Genomic DNA, 17,493 nt, shown 5'->3' with positions numbered 1-17,493 from the left:
TTATGAGACATTACATGCCCACGCAATTGTGCATCATTTTCTTGTTTGTACTGAGTTGTACTTCACCTAAATCCCCTGAAAGGGAAATGCTGGATAGCGTATCCGTTCAAAAACTGCGAACTGTTTATGATCCAGCCATCGCTTATGTGCAAGATAATTTTTTTGTGCTTCGGGATTATTCTTCAAACCTTGACATTTTCAATCAACAAGCGCTTGATACTACTATTCAACTGTTGCAACAAGTACAAACCATGCAAGGATTGGAACTCCATGGGGGGAGGGTGCTAAAAAAAGTAGCAGCATTGGATAACTCACATGTAGCCATCATGAAATACACCCCGGATTCGTTGATTATACTAGATGCTAAAAATTCTTCTATTTCTCAAAAAATTCCCTTCAAAGTCGCTTCCAATGAAAGAATGATTGATTTTGTGCCTTTAAGTAAGCATGAAGTATTTTACCTTACCTATTCGATTAAGACCCGGCAAGAATCGAAATTGTATAAGCTCAATTTAAAATCATTGCAAAGCACCTTCATTTATCAACTTGATTTGGAAGACAAAGTTGCAGATTTGCTCAAACTAGCACTTGATGAAAACCAGGATGTGCTCATCTTAAATCCTTTTTCTGCCGAATTGCTAAGAGTCGATCAGAAAAAAGGGACGGCTGTCAAAGAAAAATATAAAACACCATCTGACTTTCCTTATCATGTAATGAAGACAAGAAGCTATGTTTCACAAGTAGAGTTCTTCAATTCCGCGAATGATACTACCCAAAGGACAAGAGTGGTTGATTTTGTTATGTCCGATGGTGCACTCTTGTTGATTGTCAATCAAGGAACAGAAAGGACCTTTACCAGTCGTCACTTGCTTATGTGTTCTCTTCATGATGATGCCCAGCCAAAAATTATTCCCACAAACCAAATACCCTTAAATTTTTCTCATGACAAGCATATTTTTTTCAGCAGTGAAAAAGATAGCGTGGATCAACTTAGCATCGTGCCTATCCGAAAGATTCTTTCTGGGGGGTATGACAGGCAACAATAGGTCGATTGTGTTCCCACCATTGGAGGAATTAGGCTTAGAGCATGTCAATTGCCAAGGAACTTTCCTGTATATTTGATTGGCAAAGGGTAAACCTTTTGCAATGACATTGACGTTATTCCATTCTAAGCTCCATAAACTTTTATGAGTATCATACGCATCCAAGAGGTTTCCAAAACCTACCAAACAGGCAGTAAAAAGCTGACTGTATTGGACCAAGTGAATATAGAGATTCAGGCAGGCGAAAGTATTGCCATTGTAGGCCCATCCGGTAGCGGGAAGACAACGCTTTTGGGACTTTGTGCCGGTTTGGATTCATCGAGTACAGGGACCATTGAGCTGAATGGCAAACGACTTGATCTGCTTTCTGAGGACGAGCGCGCTTCTGTGAGGAGTGAATCCGTTGGCTTTATTTTTCAAAATTTCCAATTGCTGCCAACTCTCACCGCTTTGGAAAATGTGATGGTTCCTTTGGAATTGAAAAAGAGGAAGGATGCCCGTGTAAAAGCCATGGAACTGCTCAAACAAGTGGGACTGGCTGATCGTGCTACGCATTACCCTACCCAATTATCCGGAGGAGAGCAGCAGCGGGTTTCCATCGCACGTGCCTTTGCCAATGAGCCGGCGATTTTATTTGCAGACGAACCTACTGGTAATTTGGATACAGAAACGGGAGAACTGATTGAGCAATTGATTTTTGATCTGAACCGGGAAAAGGGAACCACGCTGGTTTTGGTGACGCACGATGTGGAGCTTGCCCAAAAAACCGACCGCATCATTTCCATCAAAGGGGGCAAAATCCAGGAGGACCGATATGTTTGATTTCCGTTGGGTACTGACCATGGCTCTACGGGATTTTCGGAAGAATTTCTCGAGGCTCTTATTATTTGTAGCGTCCATGATCGTAGGCATTGCTGCGTTGGTCGGCATTCATTCCTTTGGCGAAAACCTGAAGAAGGACATAGAAAATCAATCCAAGGAATTGGTTGGGGCGGATTTGGTGCTTAACAATAACAAACCTTTGGGTAAGCAGCCCACAGACTCACTGGCATTGGCTCAGTCCAATGAAATCAACTTTGCAAGCATGGTTGCTTTTCCTGCTACAGGTGAAAGTCGCTTGACTCAAGTACGCTTGTTGGAAGGAGATTTCCCTTTTTATGGGACTCTAGAAACTATGCCGGTGGAAGCAGAGCGCACCTTCCGTCAAGGTGGACGCAAAGCTTTGGTAGAAAAGTTGCTGATGGCCCAGTTCAATGCTACTGTTGGAGATTCCATCAAAGTAGGGGAGTTGACCTTTGTCATCGAGGGTGAATTGCAAAAAGTACCCGGCCAAACAGGCATCACGGCGACCGTTGCACCAGCGGTATATATACCCATGGAGTATGGTGAAGCCACGGGCTTGATTCAATATGGAAGCCGTCTGCGCTATCAGCGTTATTATTTGTTTGAGGAAGGGTATGATGTAGAGGCTTTGACCCAAATGTATGAAGAGGTATGGGAAGAGGATAGGGTTGATGCAGATACGGTAGAAGACCGCCGAAGACAAACGGGTCGCTCCTTTCAGAATCTTTCCAATTTCTTGAGTTTGGTAGCCTTTATTGCCCTGCTTTTGGGTAGTGTGGGTGTAGCCAGTGCGGTGAATGTTTTTGTTAAGGAAAAATTAGCTTCCGTAGCTGTTTTACGTTGTTTGGGTGTGAGTTCCGCCACTGCCATGTGGATTTACTTGGTGCAGATCATGCTGATGGGCTTATTTGGATCTGTGATGGGAGCTTTGATTGGTTCGGGTTTACAGGTCTTGCTGCCTACCGTCTTTGCCGATTTTCTACCCGTGGATGTGAGTATGAGTATTTCGTGGACTTCTATAGGTTTTGGCTTGGTTACGGGTATGTTGGTGTCGGTGCTCTTTGCCCTATTGCCGCTGCTCAAAATCAGGAGGGTTTCGCCCATGGCCACGCTGCGTCCGGAAGCCTCAGAAACAGGTTTTGGGAAAGACCCGCTGCGTTGGTTGGTGATTCTGGGGATTTTCGCATTTGTCTTTGGATTTAGTTTTCTCTTGTTGAAGGATTGGAAGGCAGCCTTAGGATTTACGGGATTTGTGGTGGTCGCTTTCTTGGCCTTATTTGCGGTAGCTTTGGGTATGATGTGGGCCATTCGTCGCTTTCTACCGATTAGCCTCCGCTACACCGTCCGTCAATCCTTAGCGAATTTGTATAGACCCAACAATCAAACGGTTTCGTTGATTGCGACGATTGGCTTGGGCACAGCCATGATCAGTACCTTATTTTTTGTTCAAAATCAACTGCTGGATGAGGCACGCTTTGCAGACAAGGAAGATCAGCCCAATATGTTGCTTTTTGATATTCAGAATCATCAGGTCGAGGAGGTAGCAGGGAGGTTAGTAGCCCGAGATTTACCCATTTTGCAGCGGGTTCCAATTGTCACGATGGGTTTGGAGTCCATCAATGGCTTGACCAAAAAAGGGAACGATACCTTGCCAGATGAGGATCGACGTGCTAGAAGTTTGTATAACCGGGAGTTTCGGGTGACTTATCGGGACACCTTGATCAATTCCGAGCGCTTGACCAAGGGACAATTGCGTCCCTTTGAAAATCCTGGGGATACGGTATTTGTGTCATTGGATGAGAGTTATGCCATGCGAACGGGTATCAAATTGGGTGATCGCTTGGTTTTTAATGTACAAGGGCGGCCATTACAAACTTATGTAGGGAGTTTCCGGGAGGTAAAGTTCAATCAGGTATCCACCAATTTTTTGGTGTTGTTCCCTGAGAAGGTATTAGAGAATGCACCCAAATTCCACGTGTTGATTACCAAGACCAAAAATGATCGGCAGTCGGCGGATGTGCAGGCGGAGATTGTGCGTGCATTTCCAAATATATCGGTGGTCAATCTGGGAGCGATTGTGGAGACCTTGGAGGAGATTTTGGGTAAAATTAGTTTTGTGATTCAGTTTATGGCTTTTTTCTCTATTCTGACGGGTATTTTGGTACTGATCAGTTCTTTGATTATCAGTAAGTATCAGCGGATGCGGGAGAGTATTCTGTTACGAACCTTGGGGGCGAGTAGCGGTACAGTGTCGGCTATCAATACCTTGGAGTATTTCTTCTTGGGTTCTTTGGCTTCGTTGAGTGGGATTTTATTGTCTTTCTTAGCGACCTTTTTATTGAGTAAGTATGTGTTTCAGTTGCCATTCCGTGCGGCGTTCACGGAGGCTTTTGTGTTGTATGCGGTGATTACCTTCTTGGTGGTCCTCCTAGGCTGGCTCAACGGCTCCAAAATCATCCAAAAACCACCGATGGAAATCCTCCGAGGCAATGGATAAGTGAGTTCCACTAAGGGGATTTTTGGGATGTCCACGAATGACACGGATTACACGAAAAAAAGGAGGAAGATTATGGGTTTAGAGGGTAGATTTAATTTATGGATAGATTTAGTTATTTGAAGTTAAGATTTCTTGGGTGTTAGAAGATTTTTATCAGTGAAGCAAATTGCTGAAAAGCATTTAGGGTAATAAAACTTAGTGTCATTTGTGTAATTAGTGGACTATTTTTTAGGTTGTCCACGAATGGCACGGATTACACGAAAAAAAGGAGGAAGATAATGGGTTTAGAGGGTAAATTTAATTTAGGGATAGATTTAGTTATTTGAAGTTAAGATTTCTATCAGTGAAGCAAATTGCTGAATAGCATTTAGGGTAATAAAACCTTCGTGCAATTAGTGAAATTAGTGGACTGTTTTTTGGGTTGTCCACGAATGGCACGAATTACACGAAAAAATATAGGAGGAAGATTATGGGTTTAGAGGATTTCTCTCGATGAATCAAATTGCTGAAAAGCATTTAGGGTAATAAAACTTAGTGTCATTCGTGTAATTAGTGGATTGTTTTTTTAAGGGATGTAAATTAGTCGTTTAAGTTGGGGGTAGGATTAGGAGGTTTTTTGGTTATTTTTTTAATTCGTTTCAAAATGGAGGTCAGCTATGAGTCTAATTTATAAATCCGAATCTTACCGCATAGTCGGTGCCGCAATGGAGGTTCACCATATTTTAGGTTGTGGATTTTCTGAAAAAGTTTATCATGAGGCTTTCAAAATTGAGCTGGAAAATGCGGGGATACCGTTTATCTCAGAGCATAAGCTACCGATTTTTTACAAAGGCATTTTGTTACCAACACACTATTATGCTGATTTTCTTTGCTTTGATGAGATTATTGTAGAAATAAAAGCTTTATCAGAATTAAATTCTGAGCATATAGCCCAACTTTTGAATTACCTCAAAGCTAGTGGTATGAAGTTAGGCATTCTAATTAACTTCGGTTCCGAGAAGCTAGAATTCAAGAGAATAGTTTTGTAGGCAGAAGTCTTCCCAATCTCGGGTAAATAATACGCATTTTTGGTTGTCCACGAATGGCACGGATTACACGAAAAAAAGGAGGAAGATAATGGGTTTAGAGGGTAGATTTAATTTAGGGATAGATTTAGTTATTTAAAGTTAAGATTTCTATCAGTGAAGCAAATTGCTGAAAAGCATTTAGGGTAATAAAACCTTCGTGCAATTAGTGAAATTAGTGGACAACTTTTTTGTGGACCAACCTAATCGAAGTCGTAGGTATAGGTGGACCGTAGGATTTCTAGTTGGACAGTGGAGTTGGTGGATTGAATGATTTTCCATTCTTCTTGGATGGTGCCGCCCCAGAAACGCATGTTTACTCGGATAGTATCCCCACTTCTAGTCCATGTTCCAGGAAAATCTGCTGTGATGACGGGAGGAGTTCCACAGAATCCATTGATGCTCCTATTGACCATACGACCGTTTGGTTGAAAAATATATCCGAAAGTGTTTTCCGGTAGCGATGATCTTGAACTTAATGTTTTACCATCCTCTTGCTGGCTTTGAACTTCCCACACACCTATAGGGAATGCCCCGAGGTCTGGGATTTCAATCCCATTTTCCATGCATCCACTCAAGATCATTAAAAAAGCGAGTGACAGTATCCATTTTTTCATAGCTGTTGGGGGTTTTTAATAGAGACGGAGACAAATCATCTAGTGTCTCAATTCAATAAATAAAATTCCTGATAACTCTTCTTTTCCCAACTAGTAATTATGGATTGATTATTTTTACTTGTACAGATTGAGTTCCTTGCGGTGGCTTTTGTACGATGAATGTATTGCTCTTGGCTGGTAGAAAATTTCCATCCTGTTTATGGTAAGGAATGGTGTCTGACAAGAGCAGTCTTTTGTCTTTGTCTAAATAATCAATGATAAATGTCATTGTTGCATAATCGATCTCAGAATTGTTCGTAACCGAAATACGTACGAGATCATTTTTCATCTCTTCTACCTTGACCTCTATACCATTACTGGTGCATGCAATAGCAGCCAATAGTAGGATTAACCATATTTTTTTCATCGGTTGATTGAAGATTAGAATTGAACAAAGATCTTACTATAAATTAACGTTTAGCTCTCGTGTAGACCTCATCACTAGCCATTTCATCATCTGCAAGGATTGTCAAGGTACTTCTATCAGCAGACAGCATAAATCGACGATTGGTGATGGCACCAGGCGTATAATTTCTTTGAACCATCTCCTCTCTTGGAACTAAAAAGGAGCTTGGAATACCTATAGGTGCATCAAGCATTTCTTCTACTCTGAAACTAATCTGATCTTGAGTGGTTCGGAATGTGCCATTCCAAATGAGTTGATATCCAAAGTTGGTGCGCTCTCCTGGATTTCGGAAAGCCCATGCCCATGAATAGGTGCCATCCCCGTTAAAAGTGTAAGCAGTTATGGAATTGGTGTTCAGGGTTTCATTAAAATGGACAATTTCCCAAGTTCCAACTAATTGAGGATTGAATGCTGGTTCTTTTTCAGCACATGCAACTAAAAAAACAAAACCAAGAAGCGTTAAAATCAATTTCATATGTTTCATAAAGTAGCAGGGCCAAGTTAAATCACTGGAAGTTAGGAAGAAAATTGGAGATTTTCGAATCGTGTTTGCAACCTTCTTAGCAGGTTCACGCTATGGCCGCAACATTGGTGTCTTATACTGAAAATACTTGATATCTTTTGAGAATAATCTTCCTTTTCACCTGCCCCAAAAATAGGGCCGATACTTGTGCTGCGCTTGTCGAAGCAGGCATATATCAATTTATATCGCGTAAGCATATTTCATTTTTTTCATCCCATTATCCTTCATCTTTCATCCTTCCCCCTTCCTTCGTCTCCTTTAACCTCCCCGCTTTTTTAAGCGCCTCATGAATGAGCCATTCAATTTGACCATTGGTACTGCGAAATTCATCTGCCGCCCACTTTTCTACAGCCTGCATCATCTTCTCGTCCAATCGTAGGGCAAATGGTTTCTTAGCTGGCATAATCCCCTCCTTTTAATTCTCTAAACTGCTCAATAACTTTCTTTATTCCCTCTGGCTTTTGGGTGCCGAGTAGAAATTTCTTATCCTTCAAGTGGACCACTAGTCCATGCTTTCCTCTGACATTGTAGGCCCACATGAAAAAGTTGTATCGGATACCCCAGCCTCCAAATTTGAAGATCGAACTATACTCAATAAGTTCTAGCTTTTGGATATCTTCTAAATTGTATTTTCTATCTCCTATGAAGGGAAAAAAGCTAAATGTTAGGCCACTTTCATCGATTCGGGTTTTTAATTGCATACTTGCAAATAAACCAAGCACAGTGCCTAAAATTACAACCAAAGGAACCAACTCCCAGCCCTCCATTGGTTGAGAGGCTATGCCATATATACTGATAGCAGATACTAAAATCAATAACCCCCAAATCCAAAGCTGAGTAAACCGCTGTGTTTCGTTGAATGTGTATCTAGCCATATGCTTACTTGATTTTTATAATCCAATTTGCGATATCCTGAATTACCTGCTCCGAAACAAAGACCTGATCAGCATAGGCCTCCATGCCGATTTTTCCATTGGATGGGCGCATCAAATGGTCCAAATTGGGATAGGAGATAGTGGTTGCCTGCGGTAAGGCTTGTTTCCATCCATGAAAGTCATCCATAGTAACCTGATAATCTTCTTCTGCTTGTAGGAGTAAGATTGGAACACTTAATGATTGCGCTGTTGCTACCTGATCGTATGCACGCAAGGACTTCCAATAAGCAGCGGGCTGCCCTAGGGGCAATTCATCGTCAGCAAGTTTATCCCCGGAGGCAAGTCTATCTAGGTTAGCAACTTTTCCCTTTAATTCATCCAGTACACGGTCCTTGGATGGATTGCCATCTAATAATTTCTCAAATTGCTCTACGATTAACACTTCCAAGGGTCTGGAATTGCCAGCCATGATGATGATGCCTGAAACTTGGCTTTTGCTGGCAATTCTTGGAGCGAACATGCCACCTAAGCTGTGGCCTAGCACGATTATTTTAGTGTATTTACCTGTTTTTTGAGCAAACTCAATCGCAGCTACCGCATCATCTACCACTTCTACATCTATCGTGATATCCAAGCCTTCTTCTTGGATTTGCCGGGCAGCAGAAAAGGTGCGTTTATCAAAGCGTAAAGTTGAGATCCCCAAACCTGCTAAACCTCTTGCCATATCCTGATGAGGTTTATTTGGGCCCACAGTGGAATGCCTATCATTGGGTCCGCTGCCACTTACGAATACCACAAGCGTGTTGGTGTTCGCCTGCTTGGGCGTTGTCAAGGTGCCGGAAATGGTGAAGGTACCGGACGCAAAAGAAATGTCCTCTTCCTCATACTTTTCAGGATAATCATAAGGGGCTTTTTTCTCCGAGTCACTAGGAGAAGTTTGTGCTTGGAAAGGTTGAAAGGCAATGCCAGTTAACTTATTTTCCTTACTAAATACGCTGATGAAAGCCAAACTCATGACTCCAAATTTGATGGGTTGAATGATTTGGATATTTTCCCCCAATTTGTTTTCTATAGGATCCACAAGTTCAGGAGCTGCTTTTCCCAGTTGGGATTCCAGTTGATTCCAGATTCCCGCAACTTGATCGGCAGGAACGGCTTTGAGGAGTTCATCGGAAGCATAGCGGGCATATAGTTCAGCTTCGCCTTTTTGCAATTCTAACAGCATTTCTCTCGCGAGTGCTTTTAGTTCTGTTTGTGCTTGCCCAACACCGCTCCATCCTACAAATAAGCAGGTGAGCAATGCGAATGTATAGTTACTTAGTTTTTTCATAACTTGTTATTTTTCCATTCATCGATTACGTGCTGTATCTCTTCTGGCTTTTGTGTACTGAATACATACTTTTTTTGAGCTGTCTGCATGATGACGATGTAGTCTGTGTAAAAGAGATAGGCCCTTATGGTACGAGAGAAACGCACACCTGGTCCACCATAATCCATTAATCCATCTGATTTCTTTACTTCTATGGATAAAATTTCTTCTGGTTTAAATTTTTTCCATCCATTGACAAAGGGAGGGCTTTGGAAAGCTAATCCATAGGAATCTACCCTTAGGATTAGCCGAATATTCATGAGTAGGGTAAATGCCGAAAGCATTATTCCAAAGACTATAAGGATTACTTGCCATCCATCATCCCCCAATTGACCAACGGCATACAAAACAATCAGTAGGAGCAATGTGGGAATCTCCAAAAGGATGATTGCCCACATGATGATTGTCCCTCTTAAATCCAGCCGTTCATTGACTACCATAGCGTCATTGATTCAAAGTACCGACATTCAGTACAGGACTAGCAGCTCTATCGGAACACAGGACCACCATCAAGTTACTGACCATGGCTGCTTTTTTCTCCTCTTCGAAGTCTACAATGCCTTTTAATTTCAGATCTTCCAATGCCATTTCTACCATTCCTACGGCGCCGTCGACGATTTTTCTTCGGGCAGCTACGATGGCCGTAGCCTGCTGTCTTTGCAACATAGCAGAAGCAATTTCTTGTGCATATGCCAAGTGTGAAATTCTCGCTTCAATAACCTTGATGCCAGCATGATGCAGACGTTCGGCAATTTCCGCTTCTAAGGAGTGATTGACATCTTCTACACCGGAACGTAAGGTTACCTCCGCATTTTCAGCTTCGAAGTCGTCATAAGGATACTTTCCAGCCATCTTTCGTACGGCAGCGTCTGTTTGAAGGTGGACAAAGTTTTCATAGTCTTCTACCTCAAAGGTAGCCTTGAAGGTATCTTGTACTTGCCAGACAACGATGGTCCCGACCATCACAGGGTTTCCGATTTTGTCGTTGACTTTTAGAGGTTTGTTTTCAAAGTTTCTCACACGGAGAGAAATCTTAGTCTTGGTCATGAACGGATTCACCCAAAAGAATCCATTGTCTTTGACAGTCCCTTTGTAGGCTCCGAACAAAATCAGAACCATAGCCTTATTGGGCTGCAAGGTGAAGAATCCTGGGAGAATCAGAATAAATCCCAAGGTACATATGATCCCCAGCAAAATCTGCTTGTTTGCGAAGGAGATTCCGATGGTGGGTAAGAGGGCTATTACGATAAAAATCATCAAATAGCCAGAGAGTGGTTTGGTTAGCTTTTCCATATTGGTATGATATTGAAATGATATCATAGCAATATACTTGTTTTTGGAAAAAAAGGTTGGGTGTGCAAACAAATTTTTTTTCTTTCGATATAAATCATATCCAATCAACATTTTTAATAGATGAAAAAAGTAAAACAATTATTTTGGTTTTTGAGAACAGATATCCGGAAGGAAATAATTAACTATTATACGTCTCGCCATCGTCAATTTGCAGATTATTTGATGGCTTTATCCGAAGATTCCCCGCCTATCATTATTCGATTTAAACTTAAAAAAGCTTATGGCTGATTGTAAGATTCCGCTTTCGAGTTTAAAGGCTAAATAGGCCAAAAAACTGATTTGTAAACTCCAATAGTCTTTTTATCAATACACAGGAATAGCACAATGTTAAAAAAGACCTTCGAGATACCTGAAATCTCAAAGGTCTTCTGTCTTTATGTAATTTGCTTTTAGGAAAGCCCCAATCATCTTTTAAAGAATAATTGGTTATCTCAAACGCGCCTAATAATATTTCGCCGCTCTTGTCTACCAAAGGTAGAAGGCTTATATCAATTTATAGGGCATACTTGTGCTGAACTAGCAGAAGTAAATATATATCATCCTTTTTTCCATAAAATTAAAATCAAGTTGATTTATTTTAAGCTAAAATTGCCTAATTTCATGAACGAGAAAATAGTTTTTTTAATATTTTCCAACCATTATACAAGATTATTATAATTAGAGCTATTAGTGCCAAAAAAATAATCGATATAACAAAGAGATAGATATAACTATCGATATAGGTTTTCACAATATTTTTCGTTTAGGGCTGAAGATAAAACCATGTTACATTACCGGAGCATGCGGCAATTTTTATCTTGATATAGTATGTTTCGAAAGTTACAAAGTGAGCTCCATTTATCCAATGATTAAATGTTGGTTAATAGTGCTTTATGGCGCATCTTTTGCCGTAATTTTTGATAGAATTCAAGCTATACGCAACATAGTGCTTTTTACCGCTCTTTTTATTGAAATTTTAAAAATTAGCTCAAGATGACTTTGCTTACTTAGCAAAAAGAACTCCACAAACCCATGGGGAACATTATAAGTATCTCGGAAATTATTTAGAAATATTTGAATTAATGCGTAGCTATTTAACCACATACAAGTTAGAAGCTCCCAAACTTTTGAAAATGCTAATCTTTAATTTTCTCTTTTCAAATGGAGATGCTCACTTTAAAAATTTTTCTATACTAGAAACATCTTTCAGAGATTATCGACTAAGCCCAGCCTATGACTTGCTCAATAGCCGTATTCATATAGAAGATCGAGACTTTGCATTAGATGATGGTCTTTTGCCAAGAAATCTAGCCCATGGCACTATTGCTATGCAATTTGCCAAACTAGCGAAATTAGCTGAAATCAATGAAAAGACTTTCCAAAATATATCATAGCATTGATGATTTCAAAATCAGATTTAGTTGAAAAAATGGTGGCTGCTTCCTTTCTTAATGACACTACTAAAAGAAATTATTTCCAGTCGTTTCAAGGTCGCTTAAAACAATTGACTAAGGTATGAGCTATAGTTGTTATAAGGGATTTTTGTCAAACAAGTAAAAAACTTCACTTGGTATGAGGGACAAAAGCTTAGTGAAAATAGAAGACCTTATAAAATAATATTCCTAAATAGCGCCATATAGTATAGGAAAAGACCTTTGAAAAATTAGAAGTCTCAAAGGTCTTTTTCTTACATTTAAGGGGTTTTTCCAAAGGGTTACTCCATTTAAGAAGAATAGTTGGAATTCCACACGCCCCTAATCTTTCGCCGCTAGGCATATTTCTATTTATTTTGCGTAAGCATATATCCGTCTTGATTCTTGTCTCTTGTTTCTTGATTCTAGTCTCTTGATTCTTGTCTCTTGTTTCTAATCTCCTACCATACGGTAGGCAAGCTCGCCTCTTAAGTGAGCATCGCTCCATCCACTTGAAGTACTTGCCCTGAGATATATGAACTCAAGTCTGAACCTAAGAATACACAAGCATTAGCAACTTCTTCCGGTTGGCCGCCTCGCTTCATTGGAATGCCATCTCTCCAGCCTTGAACGGTTTTTTCATCCAAAACAGCAGTCATTTCTGTTTCGATAAATCCTGGAGCTACAGCATTGCAGCGGATATTTCTGGATCCTAATTCCAAAGCCACTGATTTCGTGAAACCGATGATTCCTGATTTGGAAGCGGCATAGTTGGCTTGACCTGCATTTCCTTTGATACCTACCACTGAAGTGATGTTGATTATGGAACCTGCTTTGGCTTTCATCATGGTTCTGGTAGCCGCTTTTACGGTATTGAAACAGGATTTTAAATTTACTCCAATTACTTCATCCCATGCTTCTTCGCTCATGCGCATCAATAAATTGTCACGGGTAATCCCAGCATTATTGACCAATATATCCAATGAACCAAAGTCAGCAACTACCGAGTTGACCAATTCTTCTGCCGCTTTGAAGTCGGAAGCATCTGAGCGATAGCCTTTGGCCTGTATACCAAATGCTGCCAGTTCATTTTCCAAGGCTTGGCCTTTTTCTACGCTGGAGAGGTATGTAAATGCTACATTGGCACCTTCCTGTGCATAGCGGATGGCAATGGCTCTTCCGATTCCTTTAGAAGCTCCGGTGATCAGAGCGGTTTTTCCTGATAGTAATCCCATGAGAATATTTTTTTTAAAACAATCGCCAAATATACATATTTGCCTGCCATGCCCCAAATCCTGTGAATTTGTTCCCCTTGGGCAATTGCCGTCCTTTTTGGCAGGCTTTTACGTGGAGGCTTCTTATATTTGCTAATCAGAAACAAAATAAACTCAAATAGATATGCTGAAAGGATTTTTCAATGTGCCTACTCCGCACAATGAGCCGGTCAAAAATTATGCACCGGGTTCTCCTGAGAGAAAAGAATTACAAGCGATGCTTCAAACCTTGCGTTCCCAACAAATCGATGTGCCCATGTACATCGGTTCGGAAGAAGTAAGGACCGGCAAAACCCGAACCATGTCTCCTCCTCATGACCATCAGCATATTTTGGGTCAGTTTCACGAAGGTGATGCTTCCCATGTAGAGCAGGCTATCAATGCTGCTTTGGGAGCGAAATATGCCTGGGAAAATATGGAATGGGAGCAGCGTGCAGCGATTTTCTTGAAAGCTGCCGATTTGCTTGCCGGACCTTACCGTGCCAAATTGAATGCAGCAACTATGCTCGGTCAATCCAAAAATGCCTATCAGGCAGAAATTGACTCTGCGTGTGAATTCATCGATTTTTTGCGATTCAATGTCAAGTATATGACGGAAATCTATGCACAGCAGCCTCCAGTATCTGGTAATGGCGTATGGAACCGCTTAGAACAAAGACCATTGGAAGGCTTCGTATTTGCCTTGACTCCATTCAACTTTACTGCTATTGCGGGAAATTTACCGACTTCAGCAGCCATGATGGGGAATACCATTGTATGGAAGCCTGCTTATACGCAGATTTACTCCGCTCATGTCTTGATGCAAATTTTCAAAGAAGCTGGTGTGCCGGATGGAGTTATCAACTTGGTGTATGTAGATGGACCAACTGCCGGTGATGTGATTTTTAATCATCCAGATTTTGCCGGTATTCACTTTACAGGTTCCACGGGGGTATTCCAGCACGTGTGGAAAACCATCGGTACCAATATTTACAAATACAAGTCCTATCCTAGAATTGTTGGTGAGACAGGTGGAAAAGACTTCGTCATTGCGCACAAATCATCTCATGCAAAGGCAGTTGCTGTCGCCTTGTCCAGAGGCGCTTTTGAATTCCAGGGGCAAAAATGTTCGGCAGCTTCCAGAGCCTACATTCCATCCAATATTTGGGAGGATGTGAAAACATATTTATTGGAAGATTTGGCAAGCATGAAAATGGGTGGTACGGAAGATTTTACCAACTTTATCAATGCGGTAATTGATGAAAAATCGTTTGACAAAATCGCCAAATACATCGATAATGCTAAAGCAGCTCCTGAAGTGGAAATCATTGCAGGTGGAACCTATGATAAGAGCAAAGGGTACTTTATTGCACCAACGGTCATCGTAACCAAAGATCCGATGTATGTGACCATGCAGGAAGAAATCTTCGGTCCAGTATTGACGATCTACGTGTACCATTCGGAGCATTTTGAAGAGGCTTTGGAATTGGTAGATCAAACTTCCCCATACGCTCTGACAGGTGCTGTATTTGCGCAAGATCGATATGCGTTGGAGTTGGCTACGAAGAAATTGAAAAATGCTGCCGGAAACTTCTACATCAACGATAAGCCAACCGGCGCAGTCGTAGGACAGCAGCCATTTGGTGGTGCAAGAGCTTCCGGTACCAATGACAAAGCCGGTTCTATGATCAATCTCTTAAGATGGGTATCTCCGAGAACAATTAAGGAAACCTTTGTGCCTCCAGTGGATTATAGATATCCGTTTTTGGGTGAGGATTGAGAAGCGAGAGACGAGAAGCGAGAAGCGAGAAATGAGAGTTTAGACTCAAGAAGCAAGAGTCAAGACAAATGAAATATGCTAGCGCGAAATAAAGTTGAAATATGCCTTTACTTGTGGTAGACAGGTTCGTCGATATATTGGAGGCTTGTAGACAAGAGAATTATTCTTAAAAAAAGTGTCTAGTAATTTCAGTAGGAGACAAAGATCTAATTTATAGACTTGTACCAGGAACCAAGTACGAAGTACAAAGTAGGGATTTTGGAAATAGAAGTTTGAAGATGAATAGACCTTTGAGATTTTTGGAATCTCGAAGGTCTTTTTTTGTATGCTGTATGGTAGTGGGACTTTAGGTTTTTTTATTTATGTGAATTTTAGTTTAGGCTTTAGGTGTTTTTATTAGCTTAGTTGTTCTATTGAGCATGATGGTTGGATTTAAGAGAAATTTCCAAAATCCCTAAAGATTATCAGCTATTGGTGTATGATGAAGATTGGAAGCTTTTGAAGGTATTCCAATTTTCAGTTTCAGGAGGAGGTTCATTGGAAAGTGTATTTGTCGATAATGAATTACTATACCTCAATCAATTTGAGCAAGAGTCCGAAGATGAGTATGTCTTGATTTCCTATGATTTAAGCAACTAGAATTATCTCATCTGCACCATAAAAAACTGCGTCTTTGCGCCTTCGCGTGACACCTTTCCCTTGTGCCTTAGCGCCTTTGTAGCAAAAGTCTCTCGCAGATACAGGAGATTTGGCAGATTTCACGCCGATACAGTTGATTTCTTTAGCGCTCTTTGAATTGCGCCTTTGCTTCTTTGCGTGACACCTTTTCTTTGTGCCTTAGCGCCTTTGTGGCAAAAGGATCTCACAGATACAGGCGATTTAACGGATTTCGCGAAGATATAATTGATTTCTTTAGCGCTCTTAAAACTGCGTCTTTGCGCCCCTGTCTTCCTTCAGGCAGATTTGCTTGACACCCTTTTCTTTGTGCCTTTGTGGCAATAGACTCTCATCAAAAAATCAGATAAAGACTCAAATACCTTGCAAAATTAAAATCATACTTTAAATTTGCAAGGATGATAGGGCGTTTAAAGGCATTTGCAATCAAAGAAGTGCTGGGAGAGTTTCCTGCCGTGGTAATTATTGGTCCAAGGCAAGTTGGTAAAACGACCCTTGCCCTGAAAATTGCAGAAGAGGTTGATTCCAAATCCATTTATCTTGATCTTGAAAGTCCTTCTGATTTGAAAAAATTAGAAGAGGCGGAGGAGTATTTTTCATTGAATGAGGATAAGTTAATTATTCTTGATGAGATTCAACGTACACCTGAAATTTTCAAAATTCTTAGGGGTGTTATCGACAAGAGAAGAAGAAAAGGAATAAAAGTAGGACAATTTTTAATTTTAGGTTCTGCATCCTTAGATTTAATACGACAAAGTTCGGAATCCTTAGCTGGCAGGATAGCATACGAGGAATTGTCTGTATTCAATCTCAAAGAAATTTATGGTGACAGTGTTGTAAATAACTTATGGTTGAGGGGAGGTTTTCCTGATAGTTATTTGGCAAACTCTGATTTAGCCAGTTTGCGCTGGCGGCAGAATTTCATCACCACGTATTTGGAGAGGGATATTCCACAGATTGCGAATTTTATTCCCTCCAATAGGCTTCGCAGACTTTGGACTATGCTTGCGCATCAGCAAGGTTGCCAAATCAATATGAGTCAATTAGGAGCAAGTTTGGATTTGACCTCACCAACAGTTAAGAATTATGTTGAACTATTGGAAGATTTGCTTTTAATACGAACCATCAGACCTTGGTATAGTAATTCCAAAAAGCGACTTGTAAAGACTCCGAAAGTTTACATAAGAGACTCAGGTGTCCTGCATGCCTTACTAACGATTTCAAATTTGGAAGATTTACTAAGTCATCCAGTAGTGGGGTTTAGTTGGGAAGGATTTGTGATAGAAAATTTAATTGCTGTCCTTCCACGAAATGCGGAGTTCTGGTACTATCGTACAAGTGCCGGTGCTGAGATTGACTTTGTAATAGTGTTTAAAATGGAGGTCTGGGCTATAGAAATAAAAAAAACATGGACTCCTAAGCTTAGCAAAGGCTTTATCAGTGGCTGTGATGATATTCAGGCTACCAAAAGATATTTTGTATATAGCGGAAAAGAGACCTATCCAATCGGGTCGGATACATTCGTAGTTCCCTTATCCCATATGATGGACTTGCTACAATCTCTCACAGATACAGGAGACTGAGCAGATTTGGTAAAGTCTCTCACAGATAAATCGGATTGAACAGATTTAACACAGATATAATTGATTTCTTTAGCGCTCTTTGAATTGCGACTTTGCCTTGGCGTGATTTTTTTTTAGTGCCTTAGCGCCTTTGTGGCAAAAGTATCTCACGGATAAAGGGGATTGAACAGATTTGACACAGA

Annotated in this window: 16 protein-coding genes and 1 pseudogene; 8 read left to right on the top strand and 9 right to left on the bottom strand. The window is 40.7% G+C overall.

The window, feature by feature from the left end:
• The first annotated feature begins 2 nt into the window (after positions 1-2).
• The 4 genes from IPZ59_RS01575 (at position 3) to IPZ59_RS01560 (ending at position 5,411) form a co-directional block, all read left to right on the top strand.
• Positions 3-1,046, top strand: coding sequence for a hypothetical protein (locus tag IPZ59_RS01575; protein WP_236138132.1), 1,044 nt, complete (start codon positions 3-5; stop codon positions 1,044-1,046).
• 141 nt (positions 1,047-1,187) lie between these two features.
• Positions 1,188-1,865 carry an ABC transporter ATP-binding protein gene (locus IPZ59_RS01570; RefSeq protein WP_236138131.1) on the top strand — a complete coding sequence of 226 codons (678 nt, stop codon included), beginning with the start codon at positions 1,188-1,190 and terminating at the stop codon, positions 1,863-1,865.
• On the top strand, positions 1,858-4,383 hold the full coding sequence (locus tag IPZ59_RS01565) for an ABC transporter permease (RefSeq protein ID WP_236138130.1): 2,526 nt from the start codon (positions 1,858-1,860) through the stop codon (positions 4,381-4,383). Before IPZ59_RS01570 ends, IPZ59_RS01565 begins: the two co-directional genes overlap by 8 nt.
• A 656-nt stretch (positions 4,384-5,039) precedes the next feature.
• Entirely contained in the window at positions 5,040-5,411 is a 372-nt protein-coding gene (locus IPZ59_RS01560; protein WP_236138129.1) for a GxxExxY protein, read from the top strand.
• Between the two features lie 239 nt (positions 5,412-5,650).
• Here the strand turns inward: IPZ59_RS01560 and IPZ59_RS01555 are convergent, their stop codons facing one another.
• From IPZ59_RS01555 to IPZ59_RS01520, 8 genes are all read right to left on the bottom strand, one after another.
• Complete coding sequence (locus IPZ59_RS01555; protein WP_236138128.1) at positions 5,651-6,064, bottom strand: lipocalin family protein; 414 nt, start codon at positions 6,062-6,064, stop codon at positions 5,651-5,653.
• Between the two features lie 97 nt (positions 6,065-6,161).
• The gene (locus IPZ59_RS01550) at positions 6,162-6,470 is read right to left on the bottom strand and encodes a hypothetical protein (RefSeq protein ID WP_236138127.1); all 309 of its coding nucleotides are present in this window, start codon (positions 6,468-6,470) and stop codon (positions 6,162-6,164) included.
• 43 nt (positions 6,471-6,513) lie between these two features.
• Positions 6,514-6,984, bottom strand: coding sequence for a hypothetical protein (locus tag IPZ59_RS01545; protein WP_236138126.1), 471 nt, complete (start codon positions 6,982-6,984; stop codon positions 6,514-6,516).
• 265 nt (positions 6,985-7,249) lie between these two features.
• The gene (locus IPZ59_RS01540) at positions 7,250-7,435 is read right to left on the bottom strand and encodes an Arc family DNA-binding protein (RefSeq protein ID WP_236138125.1); all 186 of its coding nucleotides are present in this window, start codon (positions 7,433-7,435) and stop codon (positions 7,250-7,252) included.
• Positions 7,425-7,907 (bottom strand): hypothetical protein, encoded by a 483-nt coding sequence (locus IPZ59_RS01535; protein ID WP_236138124.1) that lies wholly within the window; start codon positions 7,905-7,907, stop codon positions 7,425-7,427. Before IPZ59_RS01535 ends, IPZ59_RS01540 begins: the two co-directional genes overlap by 11 nt.
• A 4-nt stretch (positions 7,908-7,911) precedes the next feature.
• Positions 7,912-9,237, bottom strand: coding sequence for an alpha/beta hydrolase (locus tag IPZ59_RS01530; protein WP_236138123.1), 1,326 nt, complete (start codon positions 9,235-9,237; stop codon positions 7,912-7,914).
• Entirely contained in the window at positions 9,234-9,716 is a 483-nt protein-coding gene (locus tag IPZ59_RS01525) for a hypothetical protein (RefSeq protein WP_236138122.1), read from the bottom strand. Before IPZ59_RS01525 ends, IPZ59_RS01530 begins: the two co-directional genes overlap by 4 nt.
• Before the next feature lie 4 nt (positions 9,717-9,720).
• On the bottom strand, positions 9,721-10,569 hold the full coding sequence (locus IPZ59_RS01520) for an SPFH domain-containing protein (protein ID WP_236139756.1): 849 nt from the start codon (positions 10,567-10,569) through the stop codon (positions 9,721-9,723).
• 1,079 nt (positions 10,570-11,648) lie between these two features.
• On the opposite strand from IPZ59_RS01520, the pseudogene IPZ59_RS01515 reads away from it, so the two are divergent.
• Positions 11,649-12,002 (top strand): annotated as a pseudogene (locus tag IPZ59_RS01515) (HipA domain-containing protein); the annotation flags it as partial.
• Between the two features lie 506 nt (positions 12,003-12,508).
• On the opposite strand, the gene fabG reads toward IPZ59_RS01515, so the two are convergent.
• Positions 12,509-13,255 carry a 3-oxoacyl-[acyl-carrier-protein] reductase gene (fabG, locus tag IPZ59_RS01510; RefSeq protein ID WP_236138121.1) on the bottom strand — a complete coding sequence of 249 codons (747 nt, stop codon included), beginning with the start codon at positions 13,253-13,255 and terminating at the stop codon, positions 12,509-12,511.
• Between the two features lie 163 nt (positions 13,256-13,418).
• Between fabG and pruA the strand changes: the two genes are divergently transcribed.
• The 3 genes from pruA (at position 13,419) to IPZ59_RS01495 (ending at position 17,311) form a co-directional block, all read left to right on the top strand.
• Positions 13,419-15,053, top strand: a complete 1,635-nt coding sequence (pruA, locus tag IPZ59_RS01505) for an L-glutamate gamma-semialdehyde dehydrogenase (RefSeq protein WP_236138120.1) — start codon at positions 13,419-13,421, stop codon at positions 15,051-15,053.
• A gap of 426 nt (positions 15,054-15,479) precedes the next feature.
• Positions 15,480-15,692: a hypothetical protein gene (locus tag IPZ59_RS01500; RefSeq protein WP_236138119.1), complete on the top strand. Its 213-nt coding sequence runs from the start codon at positions 15,480-15,482 to the stop codon at positions 15,690-15,692.
• Positions 15,693-16,126: 434 nt separating this feature from the next.
• Positions 16,127-17,311 carry an ATP-binding protein gene (locus IPZ59_RS01495; protein ID WP_236138118.1) on the top strand — a complete coding sequence of 395 codons (1,185 nt, stop codon included), beginning with the start codon at positions 16,127-16,129 and terminating at the stop codon, positions 17,309-17,311.
• Positions 17,312-17,493: the final 182 nt, after the last annotated feature.

Source organism: Mongoliitalea daihaiensis, assembly GCF_021596945.1.
In the GTDB taxonomy this organism is placed as follows: Bacteria; Bacteroidota; Bacteroidia; order Cytophagales; family Cyclobacteriaceae; genus Mongoliitalea; species Mongoliitalea daihaiensis.
This window is presented reverse-complemented; position numbering and strand designations above follow the sequence as displayed.